The sequence below is a fragment of the Flagellimonas algicola genome (assembly GCF_005937185.1).
Classification (GTDB): Bacteria; Bacteroidota; Bacteroidia; order Flavobacteriales; family Flavobacteriaceae; genus Flagellimonas; species Flagellimonas algicola.
In genome coordinates, this window is the sequence record NZ_VCNI01000001.1 from 1065835 (window position 1) to 1085241 (window position 19407).

Annotated in this window: 16 protein-coding genes and 1 pseudogene; 12 read left to right on the plus strand and 5 right to left on the minus strand. The window is 41.3% G+C overall.

The window, feature by feature from the left end:
* Nucleotides 1-72 precede the first annotated feature (72 nt).
* The 4 genes from FGG15_RS04675 (at nt 73) to FGG15_RS04690 (ending at nt 5065) form a co-directional block, all read left to right on the plus strand.
* On the plus strand, nt 73-882 hold the full coding sequence (locus tag FGG15_RS04675; protein ID WP_161991921.1) for a DUF4249 family protein: 810 nt from the start codon (nt 73-75) through the stop codon (nt 880-882).
* Between the two features lie 61 nt (nt 883-943).
* Nucleotides 944-3343 carry a TonB-dependent receptor gene (locus FGG15_RS04680; protein WP_138833711.1) on the plus strand — a complete coding sequence of 800 codons (2400 nt, stop codon included), beginning with the start codon at nt 944-946 and terminating at the stop codon, nt 3341-3343.
* A gap of 8 nt (nt 3344-3351) precedes the next feature.
* Entirely contained in the window at nt 3352-4215 is an 864-nt protein-coding gene (locus tag FGG15_RS04685; protein ID WP_138833713.1) for a DUF4249 family protein, read from the plus strand.
* A 22-nt stretch (nt 4216-4237) separates the two neighbouring features.
* Nucleotides 4238-5065 (plus strand): DUF4249 family protein, encoded by an 828-nt coding sequence (locus FGG15_RS04690; RefSeq protein WP_138833715.1) that lies wholly within the window; start codon nt 4238-4240, stop codon nt 5063-5065.
* Here FGG15_RS04690 and FGG15_RS04695 read toward each other — a convergent pair whose 3' ends face one another.
* Nucleotides 5066-6385, minus strand: a complete 1320-nt coding sequence (locus FGG15_RS04695; RefSeq protein WP_138833717.1) for a GntP family permease — start codon at nt 6383-6385, stop codon at nt 5066-5068.
* Between the two features lie 57 nt (nt 6386-6442).
* Between FGG15_RS04695 and FGG15_RS04700 the strand changes: the two genes are divergently transcribed.
* The gene (locus FGG15_RS04700; RefSeq protein WP_138833719.1) at nt 6443-6676 is read left to right on the plus strand and encodes a DUF6095 family protein; all 234 of its coding nucleotides are present in this window, start codon (nt 6443-6445) and stop codon (nt 6674-6676) included.
* Here FGG15_RS04700 and FGG15_RS04705 read toward each other — a convergent pair.
* Nucleotides 6673-7353, minus strand: coding sequence for a DUF4294 domain-containing protein (locus FGG15_RS04705; RefSeq protein WP_138833721.1), 681 nt, complete (start codon nt 7351-7353; stop codon nt 6673-6675). The two genes, FGG15_RS04700 and FGG15_RS04705, sit on opposite strands and share 4 nt — an antisense overlap.
* A 116-nt stretch (nt 7354-7469) precedes the next feature.
* Here FGG15_RS04705 and FGG15_RS04710 point away from each other — a divergent pair, with 116 nt between their 5' ends.
* The 7 genes from FGG15_RS04710 to FGG15_RS04740 all read left to right on the plus strand — a co-directional run bounded on the left by FGG15_RS04710 (nt 7470) and on the right by FGG15_RS04740 (nt 13972).
* Entirely contained in the window at nt 7470-8273 is an 804-nt protein-coding gene (locus FGG15_RS04710; RefSeq protein WP_138833723.1) for an alpha/beta fold hydrolase, read from the plus strand.
* A gap of 10 nt (nt 8274-8283) precedes the next feature.
* On the plus strand, nt 8284-9042 hold the full coding sequence (locus tag FGG15_RS04715) for a LuxR C-terminal-related transcriptional regulator (RefSeq protein WP_138833725.1): 759 nt from the start codon (nt 8284-8286) through the stop codon (nt 9040-9042).
* Between the two features lie 12 nt (nt 9043-9054).
* The gene (locus tag FGG15_RS04720) at nt 9055-9843 is read left to right on the plus strand and encodes a LuxR C-terminal-related transcriptional regulator (protein WP_138833727.1); all 789 of its coding nucleotides are present in this window, start codon (nt 9055-9057) and stop codon (nt 9841-9843) included.
* A 139-nt stretch (nt 9844-9982) separates the two neighbouring features.
* Nucleotides 9983-11635, plus strand: coding sequence for an InlB B-repeat-containing protein (locus FGG15_RS04725; protein WP_138833729.1), 1653 nt, complete (start codon nt 9983-9985; stop codon nt 11633-11635).
* Between the two features lie 10 nt (nt 11636-11645).
* Nucleotides 11646-12122 (plus strand): hypothetical protein, encoded by a 477-nt coding sequence (locus FGG15_RS04730; RefSeq protein WP_138833731.1) that lies wholly within the window; start codon nt 11646-11648, stop codon nt 12120-12122.
* 119 nt (nt 12123-12241) lie between these two features.
* Nucleotides 12242-13330 carry a M42 family metallopeptidase gene (locus FGG15_RS04735; protein WP_138833733.1) on the plus strand — a complete coding sequence of 363 codons (1089 nt, stop codon included), beginning with the start codon at nt 12242-12244 and terminating at the stop codon, nt 13328-13330.
* Between the two features lie 96 nt (nt 13331-13426).
* A complete protein-coding gene (locus FGG15_RS04740) occupies nt 13427-13972 on the plus strand; it encodes an NUDIX hydrolase (protein WP_138833736.1) in 546 nt (181 codons plus the stop codon).
* Here the strand turns inward: FGG15_RS04740 and hisS are convergent.
* The 3 genes and pseudogenes from hisS to FGG15_RS04755 all read right to left on the minus strand — a co-directional run bounded on the left by hisS (nt 13967) and on the right by FGG15_RS04755 (nt 19354).
* The gene (hisS, locus tag FGG15_RS04745; protein WP_138833738.1) at nt 13967-15343 is read right to left on the minus strand and encodes a histidine--tRNA ligase; all 1377 of its coding nucleotides are present in this window, start codon (nt 15341-15343) and stop codon (nt 13967-13969) included. The two genes, FGG15_RS04740 and hisS, sit on opposite strands and share 6 nt — an antisense overlap.
* A gap of 320 nt (nt 15344-15663) precedes the next feature.
* Nucleotides 15664-16134: a DUF6495 family protein gene (locus tag FGG15_RS04750; protein ID WP_138833740.1), complete on the minus strand. Its 471-nt coding sequence runs from the start codon at nt 16132-16134 to the stop codon at nt 15664-15666.
* Nucleotides 16135-16215: 81 nt separating this feature from the next.
* Nucleotides 16216-19354 (minus strand): annotated as a pseudogene (locus FGG15_RS04755) (TonB-dependent receptor).
* Nucleotides 19355-19407 lie beyond the last annotated feature (53 nt).

Here is a 19407-nt window from a genome sequence, read left to right on the forward strand (position 1 = left end):
AAGAAACTGTCATATCCTTCTAGGTATTTAGAAAAATGATTAATTTGGGGTTTTGTCCCAAATCGTTTCAGTTTGAAAAACAGAAAATTTCTTCTTCTGGTTTTTCTTCTAAATATCGGTTGTGAGGATGTTATAGAACTAGACCTACCCCCCTCCAAACCTCAATTGGTGATTGATGCACTCATTGGTTACAACGATACCAATGGGCAATCCGTAACCGCAGGTGAAGTCAAATTGACCCTTACAACCCCATTTTTTGAGGAAACACTGCCTGCCGAAAATGCTACGGTCTCTCTTATTGATATGGCTACAAGTCAATCTTATGAACTAGTTGAAAATAAACCAGGAATTTTTGACTCCGGGTTTCCCAAATTGGAGTTCAACAGGGAATATATGCTCCAAATATCTTTTGAAGGAGAGATTTATACGGCCACGGAACAACTGGTCAAGTCAACAATCATTGAAAAATTGGAACAGGACCATGGTTTTTTGTTTAATGAAGATGAAACCGAGGTAAAAGTAACATTCACAGACCTTCCAGGAGAAAGAAATCATTATTTGTTTGCTTTTGGCTGGAACAATTATCTTGTGGTTGATGATCAGTTTTTTCAGGACGAACAGCTTACCTTCTCCTATTTCTATGAGAAACTCAAACCTGGAAAAAAAATTTCGATCTCCGTTTTTGGCATTAACAAGGTATTTTCCAACTACATAGAAAAACTATTAGCCCAATCTGGAGAAGATATGGGGAATGGAGGGCCGTTTGCCATACCTAATGCAACCATAAGAGGAAACATTGTAAACAAAACCAATCCGGGAAATTTTGCCTTTGGGTATTTCGCTTTAAGTGAATTTGACACCCAACCGTTAACCATTCGATAATCAGTAGTAATACTTTTTTTTAAACCATGCATTATCTATAAATTGTAGGAAAATCATTTACATGCTTCAACGATTCCTGATTTCCATTCTGCTCATTTCCTTACATACGGGTTGGGCACAGGTTCAAAAGACGTATACGCTAAGCGGTACAGTTTCCGAAGAAAAAAGTAACGAAACCTTAATTGGGGTAACCATAGCGTTTCCAAGTCTAAATACTGGAGTCGCCACTAACGAGTATGGCTTTTTTTCCATCACATTGCCTGAAGGCGAATATGAGGTGGTGGTGAGCTATTTGGGATATCAGGACATTCGAGAAACCATTGATCTACGCTCCAATGTTAAAAGGGACTTCAACCTTGCCGAAGCGGTAGAGGTGTTGGATGAAGTCATCGTCACTGATGATGCCAAACCCTTGAACATCCGAAAACCACAAATGAGCGTCAATACACTGGCCGTACAAACCATCAAGCAAATCCCTGTAGTATTGGGAGAAGCAGATGTTATTAAATCCTTGATTTTGTTGCCAGGTGTCACAAATGCGGGTGAAGCATCTTCTGGATTTAATGTTCGGGGTGGTGCCGCTGATCAGAATTTGATCTTATTGGACGAGGCGACAATTTTTAATTCTTCCCACCTCTTCGGATTCTTTTCCGTCTTTAACCCGGACGCCATAAAAGATGTAAAATTATTTAAGGGTGGAATTCCAGCTCGGTATGGTGGCAGGGTATCATCGGTATTGGAAATTTTTCAAAAGGAAGGCAACAGTAAGGAACTTAAGGTCAATGGAGGTATTGGAGCCGTGGCCAGCAGGTTGTTGGTTGAAGGACCCATTATCAAAGATCGTACGGCATTTTTGGCGGGTGCAAGAGCGTCCTACGCACATCTTTTTCTTCCCTTGTTCGATGTGGACAACAAAGCTTATTTCTATGACGTTAATACCAAAATCAATCACAAAATCAATGATAACAACAGTATTTTTCTGTCTGGTTATTTTGGCAGGGACTTATTCAGCATAAACGACAGTTTTGTAAATACTTATGGCAACGCTGTGGGCAACTTTAGATGGAACCACTTGTTCTCAGATAAATTGTTTTCCAATTTGTCCCTGATCTATTCAGATTATTTCTATGGTTTAGAGCTTGATTTTGTAGGATTTGAATGGGATTCCGGTATCCAGAATTTCAACCTTAAGTATGACCTCAAAAACTATGTTAGCGATAAGATTCAAGTAAATTATGGGATTCATAATACCTACTACGTCTTTAATCCAGGTAAAATAAAGCCCAATAGCTCAGATTCTGGAATTGTGGAAGAGCAATTGACCAAAAAGTACGCCAATGAAAATGCCATTTACCTAGACATCGAAAATAAAATCTCCGACCGTCTGAGCATGGAATACGGTCTAAGGGTCAGCCAGTTCAATAGGCTTGGACAAGATGAGTTTTACCAATACGAAAACAACCAGCCCGTGGTTTTTGATCCCTTTACCCTTACCTATCAAGAGGCTATACCCATGGACACTTTAAATCCTGGAAGAAGCGGCACCTTGAAAAAATTTGGAAAATTGGAACCTCGATTTTCCATGTCCTATAATTTCAATGGGCAAAGTTCCATAAAGGCGAGTTACACAAAGCTTGCCCAATATCTACATTTGTTGTCCAATACCAGTTCTCCTACTCCTTTGGATGTCTGGACTCCTAGTGGCCCTTTTGTGGATCCACAGTTTCTGGACCAATTTGCCATTGGTTACTTTAGAAATATCAACGAAGGTGATTACTCTCTAGAAGTTGAAGCATATTATAAAGACATCCAAAATAGGATTGATTATATAGATGGAGCAAACCTAATTGCCAACAATGCTATAGAACAAGTTATCCTCAATGGGGAGGCGCGCGCCTATGGTCTAGAGTTGTTGCTCCGTAAGAATGAAGGTCGACTGAAGGGTTGGTTGGCTTACACCCTTTCCAGATCAGAACAGCGAACCCCTGGCCGGGAGCCTACGTTTGACAATGGACGATCTAACATGGAGACCGGAATCAATTTAGGCGAATGGTACAGTACCCCCTTTGATAAGACCCATGACCTGGCCCTATATGGTAGTTTTGATTTGAATGAACGATGGAATTTCAATGCCAACTTCGTTTATCAAACCGGGCAACCCACAAATTATCCTATTGGACAGTTCGAGTTTCAAGGTTTGGTCATCCCCTACTACGGGTTAAGAAATGAGGAGAGGTTACCGGATTATCATCGATTGGATATATCAGCCACCTTAAAACCAAGAACAGGAATAAAAAAGAAACTGAAGTCTGAATGGGTCTTTAGTTTATATAATGTTTACAATAGATTGAATGCGGCATCCATTAATTTTAGACAGAACCAGGATACTGGTAGAAATGAGGCCATACGGACTTCAATTTTTGGAATTGTTCCCGCGATAACCTATAATTTTACGTTTTAACGCATCATATGAAAAAGATCATCCCATACCTATTCTTGATTGTTTTGCTGTTTTCTTGTGAAGATGTCATTGAAGTGGATGTACCCCAAGAAGACCCCAGATTGATCGTTGAAGCCTTGATTCGGCTAGATCCGAGTGAAACTTCCTATATGCCTATTGTAAAAGTATCGTTGACGAGTTCATTTTTTGGAACTATTCCCCTTACTGGACTTAGGGATATTTCGATAGTCAACCTTAGCCTTCCTACAGCGGGTGGCGGCAATGGAATAATTCTCCAAGAAACAGCACCCGGTTCTGGGATTTACCAAGATCCGGATCCTGTAGGGCTACGCTTTTTCGAGGAGGGTGAACTTTTGCTTCAGTTGGAACATGAGGGCCGCCTCTATTTTGCCAGAACCTATTATGTTCCTTCGGCACCTATGGATGACTTGCGCCAAGGTGATGATATCCTCTTTGATGATGATGACATTGAACTTGAGGTCACAATTACCGACGATGGATCCATGGATAATTTCTACGTGATGGATTATGGTGAAGGGGAATTTTTAGCCCTTGAAGACAAATTCTTTAATGGTGAGCAGTTTAGTTTTTCCTTTTTCCCAGAACGAACGTTGAATCCGGGCGACGAAGTAACCGTAACTATCATGGGCGCCGACCGCGAATTTTTCAACTATATGGATTTATTGGTAGAACAAACTACGGACAATCAAGGGGTTTTTGAAACTCCAGTAGCCACGCCTAGGGGCAACATCTTCGATGTTACAGACCTAGATAATATTGATTTGTTTGATAATGTAGGACAACCCGATGTATTCCCCTTAGGCTATTTTGCGGTAGTCCAAGAATACAAACGAACCATTATCATAGAATGACCTTGGAATAACATCAAATTCAATGAGGAGCATAGCCTATTGCATCTTTTTATTTGCATTGCTTTCTTGTGAGGAGGTAATAGAAGTCGAGGTTCCTTCGGAAGAACCCAGATTAATTGTTGATGCCTTGGTTCGGGTTGATCCCACTTCAAATATTGTGGACATTGAGGTACGGGTAGGACTAACGGATGCCTTTTTTGGTGAAATTCCCGTGACAAATTTAAAGCAGATTACTCTGGCAGGTGGGGTTCTTGTTGACTATGACAATCCCGGCTCCGGGATTTACAAAGGCACGCGTTCAGCGGAAAATCTTAAAGCATCGGAGGAACTGTTGTTACAACTTGAATGGGAAGACAAGCTCTACTATGGATCAACAACCTACGCTAGTTCAGTGCCAATTGATGACCTTCGTATCGGTTCCAACACCCTATTTGATGAGGACGAAACGGAAATAATTATCACCATTACCGATGATCCCAACAGAAATGATTTCTATGTGGTTGATTTAGGTTTTGGGAACTTCATTACTTTAGACGACCAATTTTTTCAAGGACAACAATTTAGTTTTTCATACTTCTATGATGAAAAATTCGAGCCTGGCCAGGAAATCACGGTAAGTGTTCTTGGTGCTGATCAGGCATTTTACAACTACATGAATTTGCTTATTGAACAGACCGAAGACGATTTAGGGGTTTTTGAAACCCCAACAGCTACTTTGCGTGGAAACATATTTGATGTAACCGAACTTGATAACATTGATTTTTTTGATAACGTGAACATCCCCAATGAATTTCTTTTGGGTTATTTTGCCGTTGTTGAGGAATATAAGCAGAGCATCACCATTCCTTAATCAAAGAAAAGTATACAGTAACACTATTACCCCAAGCCCCACCAAACCCTGAAAAAGGGTGGCCAAAGTGTGTCCCCGCAAAGCTGTTTTCACATTCATGTTGGAAAATTGGGAAACCACCCAAAAATAGCTGTCGTTAACATGGGAAACGGTCATGGCACCGGCTCCGACGGCCAAAACAGCAAGAGCTTTATCCGTAATGGACAACAATCCAAAAGTGTCCAACAATGGCGCTATGATGGCAGAGGTGGTAATAATAGCCACTGTGGACGAACCTTGGGCGGTCTTTAGAACGGCAGCTATGGCAAATGAAATCAACAAACCGCCCAATCCAGAACTTTGGGTCAGGTTAAATATTTCTGCCATGTCCAGAGTGCGTAGGATAGCTCCAAATGCACCTCCGGCACCAGTTATCAAGACAATGGCCCCCGCCTGTCTAAACGCTTCAGGAACCCACTGCTTTTGTTCCTCAGCAGGTATTTTCCTTGCCATCATAAAGGCCAATAAAACGCCAATCAATAATGCTATAATGGGACTTCCAAGAAAATCAAAAACAAAGAAAAGGTTCGACTTTCCTAAGGGAAAAGTGGGATAATTGGCAACGGATTTTAAAGCAATCAAAACTATGGGAACTACCAACGGCAAAAATGCGTTAAAGGGTTTAATATTGGATCCCTCTTCCTCCTGAACGTCGCTTTCTTCCTTCGCTACTTCTTGTTTTAATTTTCGCCCCATAAATCGAGCCCAGAAATACCCCATCAACGAAACGGGTATGGAAACTACCAGTCCCAGAAGTAATACCGTGCCCAAATCGGCCTCCAAGATAGCGGCTGCGGCCAAAGGTCCCGGTGTTGGAGGTACAAATACGTGGGCGGCATAAAGACCTGTTGCCAAAGCGACCGCGTAGACCATAATGGGAATTCCCGATTTTTTGGACAGTGCTTTGTTCAACGAGGACAAAATAATAAACCCTGAATCGCAAAATACCGGGATGGAAATGATGTATCCGGCCAAATTTATAGCCAAAGGTGATTTTTTAAGTCCAATCAATTTTAAAATTGAATTGGCCAGAACCTTGGTACTCCTAGTTTTTTCAAGATAAATCCCAATAACGGTTCCAAACGCAATGACCAGACCAATACCTGATAAGGTTTTCCCAAATCCATTGCCCATCGTTTCCATAATATTTTGAGGGGAGAGTCCCAAGAGAAAACCAGAAACCACCGCCGCCAAGGTCAGGGAAAAAACAGGGTGCATTTTAAACTTGATGGTCGCCACAATAATAAAAATGACCACTAGGGCCAGAACAAGGATTTCCATGATTATTTTTTAGAAAATGTCCTTTAAATATAGGCTAAACTTGCTACTTTAGTTCCTATGCACACCGATAAAAAATTATTGGCAAAAGGTCTCAAATTTATAGGGTATACGGTAGCCGTCATGTTTCTGGCCCCATTTACCATCTACCAAGCATTTAAAAACGAGGGGCATCCTGCCTATTTACCTGTGTTGATCGTAGGTTTGATATTGGCCGTAGTTGCCATCGGCCTAGGGTTTTACACCATCAAAATCTTTATGGAGGCTTTGTTTGGAAAAAAAACAAAGGATTAATCCTTCGTGGTCTTGCTATTTTTCCATTTGTTGCTCAATTGGGCATAATCGTAATCCAAGACCGATTTCTGCCGCTCCAATCGCTTGGAGGCAAATGCACGCTGTAGAATGTCCTCAATGAGATAGTCTTCGTGGATTAGCTCCGGATGAAATTCTTCCTTTATACTAATTTTGAACGCCTTTGCGGTAGTATTGTACCAAAAGGCCCGCCACCCATTTCGAAGCTCTTTTACGAGGTCAAATGCAGTTTTCCCGGTTTGCCTATAAATGAGTTTGACCAAAATTTGGCCCTCAGTTCGCGTTAGCTTTTTAAGTTCCGCTGAAAACTCACCTTCAATGTATTTTTGGACTTTTTTGGTGTATTTCTTTCGTTGTCTTTTCTTCTTGATGTTGGCCAAACTATCATTTAATTCCACCAAACGTTCTGCAGCCAATTTGGCATAGGGGTACACTTTTAAGGTCTTTCTTCTTAGGATATAATACCGAAGTTTTTCTTTCCGATTGGCAAATTCCAGCCTCCCAAATAGATACACCTCGTCCAACGCAATGGAACTATGCAAAATGGAGTCCCCTTCAAACCGAACATAGTAATCCGTAGAATCAATGACCTCTTCTTTAATCTGTGAAAACGAAGAAACCGCAAGTGAAAAAAATATGGCAAAAAAAATCTTCTTCATAGCTGTGTCAAGCCAAAAACCGCACCAAATGTAACCATATTGCTTTGCGAACATTATTAAATAAACGTGAATATTATTACTTTAAAGGAAAGATAAGATAAACAAGCTATCGTTACATGGGCAACAATAAGACAAGGGATATCTTCAAAATCCAGGTAAAAAGCAAAGTCGGGCATTCCAAATTCACTTTGGTATTTGTTCATGGGAACAGTCAAAATCTACACCTTTGGGACCATCAATTGAAAACCTCTCTCTTTGATGCTTTCAATCGAATGGCATTTGATCTTCCCGGACATGGGGATTCTATGAAGCTGGACAATTATCAAATTCCCTTTTTAGTGCCAATTCTTGAAGATATATTTAATAACTTAGGGTCCATAGTCCTTGTTGGTCATTCTCTTGGCGGCCATTTAATTTTACAATCCCTTCCAAACATTGCAAATTGCCTTGGACTTGTACTAATTGGCACTCCCCCTTTAAAAAAACCGCTCAACTTAAATGAGGCATTTGCCCAGGATGAACGAATGGGACTTCTTTTCAAGGATCAATTGTCTCCTGGAGAAAAGAAATCTATGATGGATTTTATTGGCTGCAATAACCATCCCGTTGCAATAGGTGCATTGGAGAAAACTGATCCTGTATTTAGAACAGGAATTGCCCATTCCATTTCCACGGGAGAATTGTCCAATGAAATGGACAGCCTAAAAACCGCTGATTTTCCTGTGGCGATTTTAGCTGGGGAAATGGATCCGTTGGTAAACAAAGAATATCTGAACAAAATCGGTTTTTCCACTCTTTGGAAACAGAAAGTACACTATATCCCTAGCTCGGGGCATACCCCTCATCTAGAGAATTCAAAAGCATTTAACGCCGTAATTAATGAATTTGTTGAAGAACTCCTTACAAATGGAGCATCATAAATAAAATGGCTTGGAAAACAATGTAAATTCAAAAATAACCCAAGAAAACTTGTGGCAATATGCTGATGATATTTCAAAATATCTTCAGGACAAAGTTGTGGGCCAAAGAAATTGGAATAGCCTAAATGATTTTCCATTGCTGTTCAAACAGGCTCTCTATGTGATGGACTGGAAAAAAAAGTCTATTTCCTATCAACGAAATATTGATAAATTGTTAGGCTATGATCTGAAGGAATTTAATATGGAGACGGCCTTGAGGCGAATTCATCCTGATGACATACCAGTGGTTTCCAGGGTAATCAAAGGTACAGTTCACCATTATGTACATTCTAGAACAGTGGAGCCCGACTCTTATCTCACACTGACCTATAGGTTTTTGAAAAAGGATAATTCCACCATTAAATTACTTAGGCAAACGGGAGCTTTTGAGGTTTCTGATCGAGGTGAATTTATTAGCAACTGGTCTTTGATTACCGTCATTGATTTTATTTCAAACAATAACCAAGTGGAATGGCATCTAAATACCAATGAAGTGGATTTTCAAAAGTTTAAGGACAATGTTTATAGAGAATTCAAGGATTTCTTTTCTCCAAGGGAATTGTTGGTAATACATGGAATAAACAAAGGCTTAAAAAGTCTGGAAATTGCCAAAGAACTCTCTATAAGCAAGCTTACCGTAGATACGCACCGAAAAAACATTCTTCGTAAATGTGGTTGTTCCAATAAAGAACAGCTTTTAAATTTTTGCGCGGCGAATGGGATCATTTAACTGCAGTTCAAAATGAAGAAGAATTCTGAAAATACAACTTCACCTGCCAACCCAGTATCTGGGGTATCTCCTGTGGACCTGATTCAATTTGCAAAAACAACCTCCAATTTTCTGGCCAATAAAAAGACAGAAAGAAAAGCGTTTAACGACTTGGCACATTTTCCATTGATTCCCGGAAAGCAAGCTATTTATGTGATGGATTGGCAACAAAACAGAGTCACCTATCAAAGGAATATTGAAGGTATGTTGGGTTATCCTAAAAATGAATTTGATGACAGTATCATTCACACCCATATCCACCCGGATGATATCAACGTAGTATCTCGCGTAATCAAGGGTGTCGTTGACCATTATACCCATTTTAATGCCACCAGCATAAACACCTATTTGACCATTTCTTATCGGCTTTTAAAACGTGATGGTACGCCAATAAAGGTATTAAGACAATCCGGAGCATACGAAACTATGGGCAATGGAAAATTGATCAGCAATTGGTCCTTGATTACCGATATCGGTTTTATTTCAAATAACAATCAAATAGAATGGGACGTAAATGCCAATGAGGTAGATAGGCAAAAATTTAAGGAAAAAGTCTATCTGGAGTTTCAGGATTACTTTTCCAATAAGGAACTACTGGTCATCACGGGTATCAAAAAAGGCCTAAAAAGTAGCGAAATTGCCAATCAGCTTTTTATAAGCAAACATACTGTGGATACCCATCGTAAGAACATCCTTCGCAAGTGCAATTGCAACAACAAAGAACAATTGTTGGCCTTCTGTTATCGTAACGGAATTTTCTGACTTTCCGATTAAGTGCGCTGTTTTATCGATAAAATGCTGTTTTCAAAAGGTAAAATACGCATTAGTGGGTATTTTTTTCTATCCAAACATCTTCTAGTTTTAGGTTTCAATGTTCTGTATTAATTGATCCTAGATAACCATGAAAAAGTTCATTCTTCCCTTATTCGCCCTGTTGTATATAGCTTGCAGCACAGATAGTTCAGACAATCCCACCCCACCAGCTGAAGCAGAGAAATTCACCTTGAAAGTAACTGCTGGCAATGGCGGAACAGTCTCCAGCAGTGGAGGGACATACGGCAAAGGAACAGAAGTAACTCTTACGGCCACCGCGGAAGCAGAATATTTGTTTGACAAATGGTCCAACGGTGCCACGGAAAATCCATTGAAAATAGTAGTCAACTCCAACATCAACCTCACAGCAAACTTTCTCATTAAAAAATATGCCTTGACCATAGAAATAGAAGGTGAAGGTGAGGTTGAGGAAGAAATAGTCAGTTCTGGGAAAAGTACTGATTACGATTCCGGCACAACTGTAAGACTTACCGCGGAACCTATGGACGAGTGGACATTTGTAGGATGGTCCGGTGCCGTTGATTCCTCCGAAAACCCCATCGAATTAACGTTAACAGAGGAAAAGCAGCTAACTGCAGAATTTGTCCCTGCACAATATACGCTTGTGATTGATTCCGGTGAAGGCGGTCAAGTGGATTCAAGCGGGGGCGAATACGATTATGGTACAGAGTTGGTTGTTACGGCCACCCCTGACAATGACTTTATTTTCTCGCATTGGTCCGACGATTCAGAAGAAAATCCAAGAACAATAACAATTGATTCCAACAAAGAGTTGACCGCATTATTTAAGGACAAGTTTGAGATTGAAAACGGGTTCTACATCCTTGTAGGCGTGGTTGATGACAATGGCAATCCCATATTTTATGATGCGCCTCCGTTTGTATTTGAATATGCCAATAATGAGACCATCTTTACAGGAACTGTTTATGAGGATTTGGCATCATTCCCAGTATTTAAGGATATAGGTTACGTACCGGGTGCGGGTGACCCGGACGAGAACCTCATTAATGAATACATATCAAGATTTGTCATACATCGCCAATATAATTCCGGTGGGGCACGGCATTCCTGGTTGCTCAAGAAAATAGAGGAAAGTGAGATTCCACATAAAAAATCCCATGAAGAAATTATGGAATTGGTAGCGGGCAAGGGATTTTGGAGCGATCCCATTTATGCAGAAATAGACCCTCTAGTTCCAGAAACCTACGTTACTGCATTTATAAAAGATGCCGAGCGTCATGGGCTTGACCTATCTTTTGTTGACCTTGATAAAGTCTTGGTAGAGTTTAGAGATGAAGGATTTGCAGGACTATCCCACCTTAGCTGTATAGACGATGACCGGGTGCATATAAGCTATTACACCCCGTTTTGGAACAGTGCCTCCTATTTTGATATTCAAAATGAAAGGCTCACAGTAATGTACCATGAACTAGGGCATGATATTTTGAACTCTGGTCATCCTGCCACCGGAGATATGAAGCAGTTTATGAACCAGGCTCTCGGTGATGTGGGGCCAATAGTATGGGATGATTCCGATCCCATGTTCTCATTTAGAAGAATGGTAGATGATATGTTCTCTGGGGTTGGGTTGGATTATCCATGTACCAACGGTGCAACGGATTACTCCTCTGGAGCCGCTGGTAAATCCGGTGGTCTCGGTAAAGGTCCAGAACACTGCTTCACATACCCATTCCCTCATTCCGAAATTCATAACCACTAAAACTTAAATTATGAAACTTAAAAATCTATTTATTCTTTTGTTGGCGATGCTTATCTCATTTAGTTGTGATAAAGACGAATATTTTGATGAGTTTGAAGTTGATATTACCTTAAGTGGTGATATAAGCAAATTTAGAGGCAATCTAAATCTGTTAAGCTATGATGGTGAAGATGGGGCACTCCTTTTTAGTTCAAGGGATGGTAGGGCCTCAAACGATGGTCTGGGCAATTATGCCGTACAATTTTGGGATACCTCACCCTACGAGTTTTACACTGGAACGTATATAGATGAGATTAGGGTAAGCTATAGTTTTTATGGATTGACCCTGGAAGCACTTGAAGATGCGGCCGACAATGGAACAGAATATACCCTTTCCGTAGCAGTAACAGTACGAAGAAATGGCTCACAAATTGATAGCTTTACCGTTTCCTACGATCAGGACACTGACGCGGACGAAGGATTTGAAAAAACATATTCAATAAATTAGACAAAGGGCTATCACTATCCCAAAGGCTTACTCAATTCCAAAATAATACCCGAATAAATGAAGCAAAGGGTTTCTTGGGTCTAATGATCTTATTATTTTTGAAGGTCAAATACATGTTTATGGCTCAAGAAAAAATCATCACCAACAAATCGCTTAAATTTTTCGAAAAATACCTAAACAATGCCTCTCCAACCGGCTATGAATGGGAAGGTCAAAAAATATGGATGGACTACCTGAAACCTTATGTGGACGATTTTATTACGGACACCTACGGAACTGCGGTAGCGGTAATCAATCCTGATGCCAAGTACAAGGTGGTGATTGAGGGACATTCCGATGAAATTTCTTGGTACGTAAATTATATCACCGACAATGGATTGCTCTATGTGATCAGAAATGGTGGGAGCGATCATCAAATTGCACCCTCAAAATGGGTGAACATCCATACCAAAAAAGGGATTGTGAAAGGTGTATTTGGCTGGCCCGCTATACATACCCGTAACCGTGCCAAGGAGGAACCACCCAAGTTGGATAACATTTGTATTGATATAGGTGCCAAAGACAAAGAAGAAGTTGAAAAAATGGGCGTTCATGTGGGCTGCGTAATTACCTATCCAGATGAATTCCAAGTACTGAACAAAAACAAATTTGTTTGTCGCGCCATTGATAATCGTGCCGGAGGCTTTATGATTGCAGAGGTGGCACGTTTACTTCATGAAAACAAGGTAAAACTTCCTTTTGGATTGTATATCACCAACTCGGTGCAGGAAGAAATTGGACTACGCGGTGCTGAAATGATTACCCAGACCATTAAACCGGATGTGGCCATTGTTACAGATGTTTGTCACGATACCACTACTCCCATGATTGACAAAAAGAAGGAAGGAGAAACTGCCATTGGCTCTGGTCCTGTAATTTCTTATGCCCCAGCGGTACAGAATAAACTAAGGGAACGCATCATTGAAACGGCTGAAGCCAAGAAAATTCCATTCCAACGTTTGGCATCTTCCCGTTATACGGGAACAGATACCGATGCCTTTGCTTATAGCAATGGAGGTGTGGCCTCTGCCCTAATTTCATTGCCGCTTAGATATATGCATACCACCGTGGAAATGGTACACAAAGATGATGTCGAGAACGTCATCAGATTGATTTACGAGACGCTCCTGAACATCAAAGAAGGGGAGACTTTTAGTTATTTTGACTAAAAATATGTCGGTTCGAGCGCAGTCGAGAACTATTTTGTAGTTAGTAATCCTAAGACCTATCGACTGCGCTCGAGGTGACAACAACGACTGTTTGTAGTGGACGAATTGGTAGACATTCTGGATGAAAACGGGAAGCTTACCGGTAAGACTTGTCTAAAATCCGAAGCACACCGTAAAGGGTACTTCCACCCTACCATTCATGTATGGTTTTATACTTCAGATGGAAAAGTGTTATTTCAAAAAAGGGGGGCAAACAAAGACACCTTTCCAGGACTTTGGGATGTTTCGGTAGCTGGGCACATTGGAGCAGGTGAAGATGTTATTGAGGCAGCAATACGCGAAGTAGAGGAGGAAATCAGTCTAGTGATAAAACCCAAAGACCTGGAAAAAATTGGCTGTTTCAAATCAGTTCATGAGCACAGCAAAGTGCTAGTTGACAAGGAATTTCATCATACTTTTTTATGTGAAATGAAAATTCCGTTACCAAAGCTAATCAAACAGGAAAGCGAAGTTGACGCTTTGGAATTGATTGATTTGACAACATTTAAGTTTAATGTCGAGCACAATCAACTAGCCGGTTTTGTACCCAATGATAGCGGTTATTACACGAAGATAATTGAAGAAATATCCCAAAGACTATAGATGTTCCGTAAACTCCTCTGAGTTACCCAGGGAGTAGGTCTGCTGTGTACCTTGGGCCATATCTTTAACCACAAACTGTTCCTGTTCCAGTTCTTGCGCCCCAATCAAAACCACATACGGAATATTCCTGCTATTGGCATATTTCATCTGCTTTTGCATTTTGGTATTCGTTGGGTACACTTCAGCTTTAATGCCTTTGGCCCTCATCTGATTCACCAACTTAAGGGCAGCCATACTCTCTTGATTCCCAAAGTTCACACAAAGTACGTCGACAGATTTGCTTACACTACTTGGGAACAGATTCAATTCTTCCATCACCAAATAGATTCGGTCCAATCCAAATGAGATTCCCACGCCACTAATATCCTTTAATCCAAAAATACCAGTAAGGTCATCGTAACGTCCACCACCACCAATAGAGCCCATTTTAACGTCTTCTGGGGCGCTAACTTCAAAAATGGCACCGGTATAGTAGTTGAGTCCTCGCGCCAATGTTACATCCAGTTGAAGTTGGGCGGATTGCAATCCCAGCGCCTCAACATTCCTCGTGATTTCATCCAGTTCCGCAACTCCTGCCATACCTATTTCAGATTCCACCAACAATGATTTCAGTTGCTCCAATTGTTCCATACTAGAGCCTGACATTGCAAACAAGGGGCTTGCTTTGTCAATGGCACTTTCGGAAATTCCTTTAGCCAACATTTCCTTTTTTACGCCCTCCTCTCCTATCTTGTCCAATTTGTCCAATGCTACCGTAAAGTCAATAAGTAAATGTTTGGCTCCAATGACTTCGGCTATACCGGACAATACTTTTCTATTGTTGATTTTGATGGTCGTACCTTTCAATCCTAAAGCTGTAAAGACCGCATCATATAGCTGTACAAACTCCACTTCTTGAAGTAAGGACTTGGCTCCTACCACATCGGCATCGCATTGGTAAAACTCCCTAAAACGTCCCTTTTGTGGCCTGTCCGCCCGCCATACTGGTTGGATTTGGTACCGCTTAAATGGGAAATCAATTTCATTTTGATGCATGACCACATAACGGGCAAAGGGCACTGTAAGGTCATATCTGAGCGCTTTCTCAGTAATTTTCGGTGTTAACGAAGCCGAATTCTTGGAACTATAGGTAACATCGTCCACTTTGGAGATAAAGTCTCCAGAGTTCAAAATCTTGAAAATAAGCCTATCCCCTTCATCCCCATACTTGCCCATCAAGGTTTCAGAATTTTCAAAGGATGGGGTTTCTATAGGTTGGAAGCCATACACCTCAAAGTGTTTTTTGATGGTTTGGATGATGTAGTTGCGTTTGGCAACCTCTGTGGGTGAAAAATCGCGCGTTCCCTTGGGAATGGATGGTTTTTGGGCCATTCAAATGGTGTAAAAATTAGGTAGCGCCCTACACGTAGTTCGAGGACCAAGACCGGCGCATAGAATATGTTTGGCAAATATCGATTTATTTAAGGATTTATCAAACCCTGCGGGTTGACACGAACCTGTCTGCATACCTAAGGTATGTAAACCGGTAGGCAGGTTTCATAAATTGGCTCGAAAACAATGGATTTAGGATTTCAGAATTCAACATTAAAATTCAAGAATTGAACATCGGGTGTCCAGCATCAAACATGAAAATTCAAAAGTCCAAATAACCAAATTCCAAAAATCCAACTATCTAATGGTCCAACCAAAAGCTACTCCATTATCCGCTCAAACCATTGGTAAAGATCTCCTTTGGTTATGGCGGCTCCTTGTTGGATCAAATCAAATTTGTCTTTGTTCTTGTCATCGGAATAAGCTTTGGAAGCAGTTAGGTATTCCACAAAATCGGATTGGAAATTGCGTTTGAACCAGCCAAAACCTTCCTCCGTTCGTAAATCGATTTCGGGATTAAGTACTTTTACCGAGAAGAGCTTCATCTCCTTGTCCGTTAAATGGAACAGGTGCATATGCATTTCCGAAATGTTCTCTAGGTACTCTACTTGAGACAGTACTCCTTCCCAAACCAAGTCGCTAAAAACATCTATTTCCTCCTCAGCAACCTCGGGTTTTTCTTCTTTGATACTCGCCCACTCATCGGCGGTAATGGACTGGGTAGCCAAAAAGTTGATGAACTCAGGATGCAACTCTTCCAGTTGTTGTTGCGTCAATCTTGCGTACTTCATTGAATCAGATTCCTTTAATTCGGCAAAAATAAAAAAGGCCACGCAGTTGCGCAGCCTTTTTACCTTATAAATTATATTCTTTTAGTTGAAGATGTATCGCACCCCAAACTGGGCTTGCCATCTAGACAATAGGCTGGTATCCGAACTAAAAGTTTCCATTAAATTCTCATCAAAACTGTAGGTTGGATTGTTGTTGTCATCAATGGTTACACCCAACACCTGCTGGTTGGTGGGAATTTCAACAACGCCCCACTCAGAACTGATCAAGTTGCCAACATTCAATACATCCAAACTTAACTGGATGGTGTTCTTATTGGCTATTTTAATATCCTGTAATACCTTCAAATCCCAGCGTCCTCTCCATGGGGCCAAAGCTCCATAGCGCTCTGCATAAGAGCCTCGGTTTTCACTCAAATAGTCATCTTGTTGAATAAAGGCTTCAAAGGCAGCTGCATCCCCGGCTTCAGCAAAATTCATCTGGTTGACCTCTGCTGCTGTTGGGATGTACAACAAATCATTTATACTAGATCCATCCCTATTGATGTCCCCTCCATAGATATAATTGAAACGACCTCCCTGGGCGTATTCAAAAAATGTGGAAATGGTAGTTCCTGTTTTAAAGGCTTTGGAAATTACCCCAAACAAAACGGTGCGTATCCCCGTACCTTGAATAGGACAACACATCCGCATTGGCATCATTGACAATGGCATTGGCGGCAAAAGCATCACTGGTAATCTCAGCTTCAATGGAGTTCACATCCTTTGAATTCAAATAGCTATAGGCCAAACTCGCATAAAGTCCATTGTCCCATGTTTTTTGTCCCTTGAACACTGCATTCCAAATTCTTCCCTCATCGGAATTGGAGAACACGTAAGCGTTGTTGATTAAATCCGTTGCGGCATACACAGCTCTGTTATCCACCCCTTGCAAGGTTTCTGAAGGAGAAGTAAGCCCCCAGTTTTGCACGTGAGGCCCGTTGATATCCTTTGAATAGGAGAAATCAGCGGTCAAAATCCAGCCATTATTCAAGCGTTTATCCGCACCCAAACTGGTTCTAAAGACCTGTGGCCATTGGAAATCGGGGTCTACAGCAGTAAGGAAAAATACATTGGGGTTGGCTATCTGGTTGCCCAACCATACAAATGGGAAGCGACCTGTAAATATCCCGGAACCACCCCTAATCTGCAGATTGCCATCATTGTTCACATCCCAATTGAATCCAACACGGGGAGAAATCAACCAATCATTGGTGGGTAAATTGGTGTTATCTATTAACACGGTTTCTCCATTATTGGGATTTACATAAGGAATATCCGCAACTACCGCGGGAGACCTTTCAATTACCTCCTGAGCTTTTTGCGCTGAATCAAAATATAAAGGCTTATCAAAACGGATTCCGTATGTCAACTTAAAGTTTTCGGTGGCGTTCCACTCATCCTGAGCGTAAAAAGCCATTTGACCCACATTGGTTTCGGCCAAGGCCCAGCCTCCAGCATTTCCTTCTCCAGCGGCATTTAAGGCGTTGTTAGCAGCAATGGCAGCATTGAACTGACCTTGGTAAACATTGACCAACGCGGCTTCCCCAGCAGCATCCAGACCTCTAAAATCAGAAATGGAGCCTGTTGGGAAGAACACTCCTTGTGCACCATAAACCCCTAAGTTAAAGGAGTTGTCAAATTGGAACTTCTCAAAAGAGAACCCAACGGTGAACGTATGATCCCCTTTAAAAAAGTTGAGGTTGTTTGTTAATTGAAAAACCTTCTGATCCAATCTGTTGTTGATGGAGAAAGGCTCGTGTCCTGCAATGATGTAGTTTGATGCCCCATTTTCATCCAGCAATGTAATGGTTGGTGCCGGAGTTGATTTTGGGTTCCTGAAATCGTCAAAATGGGTATACCCTACTTGCAACTTGTTAATGGCCTCATCAGAAAGCGTAGAGTTCAATTCAATTTGTACCGATTGAATTCTGTTGTTGATTTCATATCCGGCATTTTCAAACTGCAAAGTGGACAGGTTTGGCCCTCTAAAGCCCAAAGCAGTTGGGTGAGCCGGCTTTTCCTTGGAGGCGTCCAAGAAATTGTAAATGATGGCCAATCGGTTATTGTCGTTGATGTTCCAATCCAATTTGAAAATTCCCTTGGTCGATTCCTGATCAAAATTGAATCCTTCAAACCTACCTGGATTGTAGAATTGTCCATCACCGATGGAAACCTGACTTAGAATATTGGACACCAACGCAAAATCAGAGGCCAAAACCCGAGATTCATTGATGGCACCAGAGCCACTGTTAGGAACAAAACCATTGGATCCCAAATCGGTACGGTCGTCCTTTTCAAAATTGGCAAAGAAGAACAACTTATTTTTAACGATTGGGCCTCCAATACTGATACCATATTGGGATTGGCTCAGGTCTGCTTTAAAAACGTCATCGCCTGCTACCTTTCCTCCTGTTAGGCTCTCATTCCTAAAAAAGCCGTAAACGGTTCCGTAAAACTCATTGGTACCACTTTTGGTCACCGCATTTACGGAAGCTCCCGTAAATCCGGATTGGGTCACATCGTAGGGCGCTGTTGTTACTTGAATTTGGTCAATGGCGTCAATGGAGATAGGATTTGCATCCGTTTGTCCACCAGGCTGGGCAGCATCCAATCCAAAAGGGTTGTTGAAAATGGCCCCATCCAAGGAGAAATTATTGAATTGGTCATTTCTTCCGCCAAACGAACCTGCACTTGCGGTAGGTTCCAGACGGGTAAAGTCGTTGGTAGACCTTGAAATAGTAGGTAGTCTGGTCAATTCCCGTCTGCCAACGCTTGTTTCAGCCCCGGTACGGTCGCTACCGAAGGTTCCGGTTTGATCCGATACAACTATGACCTCATCCAAAGCCTGGCTATCTGATGCAAGGGCAACATTTTGGTTATAGGTTTTACCCAACGATAGGAAAATATCGTTTTGTACATTGGTTTTAAATCCAACATAGGAAATGGTTACCTCGTAAGGTCCCCCGACCCTAAGGTTAAGAAGGTTATACCTTCCTTCCTCGTTGGTAATGGCTCCGTAGCGTGTACCTGTAGGCGTGTGTACCGCTACCACATTCGCCCCTAAAAGGGGTGCGTTTTGATCATCAACAACGGTTCCCCTGATGTTGGATGTGGTGACTTGTGAAAAAGCCGAGGTAGATACCATAAGCAATAGTATCCCCAACAGTAAATTTTTCTTCATAAATGAGTTAGTTTTTTGAGTACCTACAAACATAGACAAAAAAAAGAGCTATG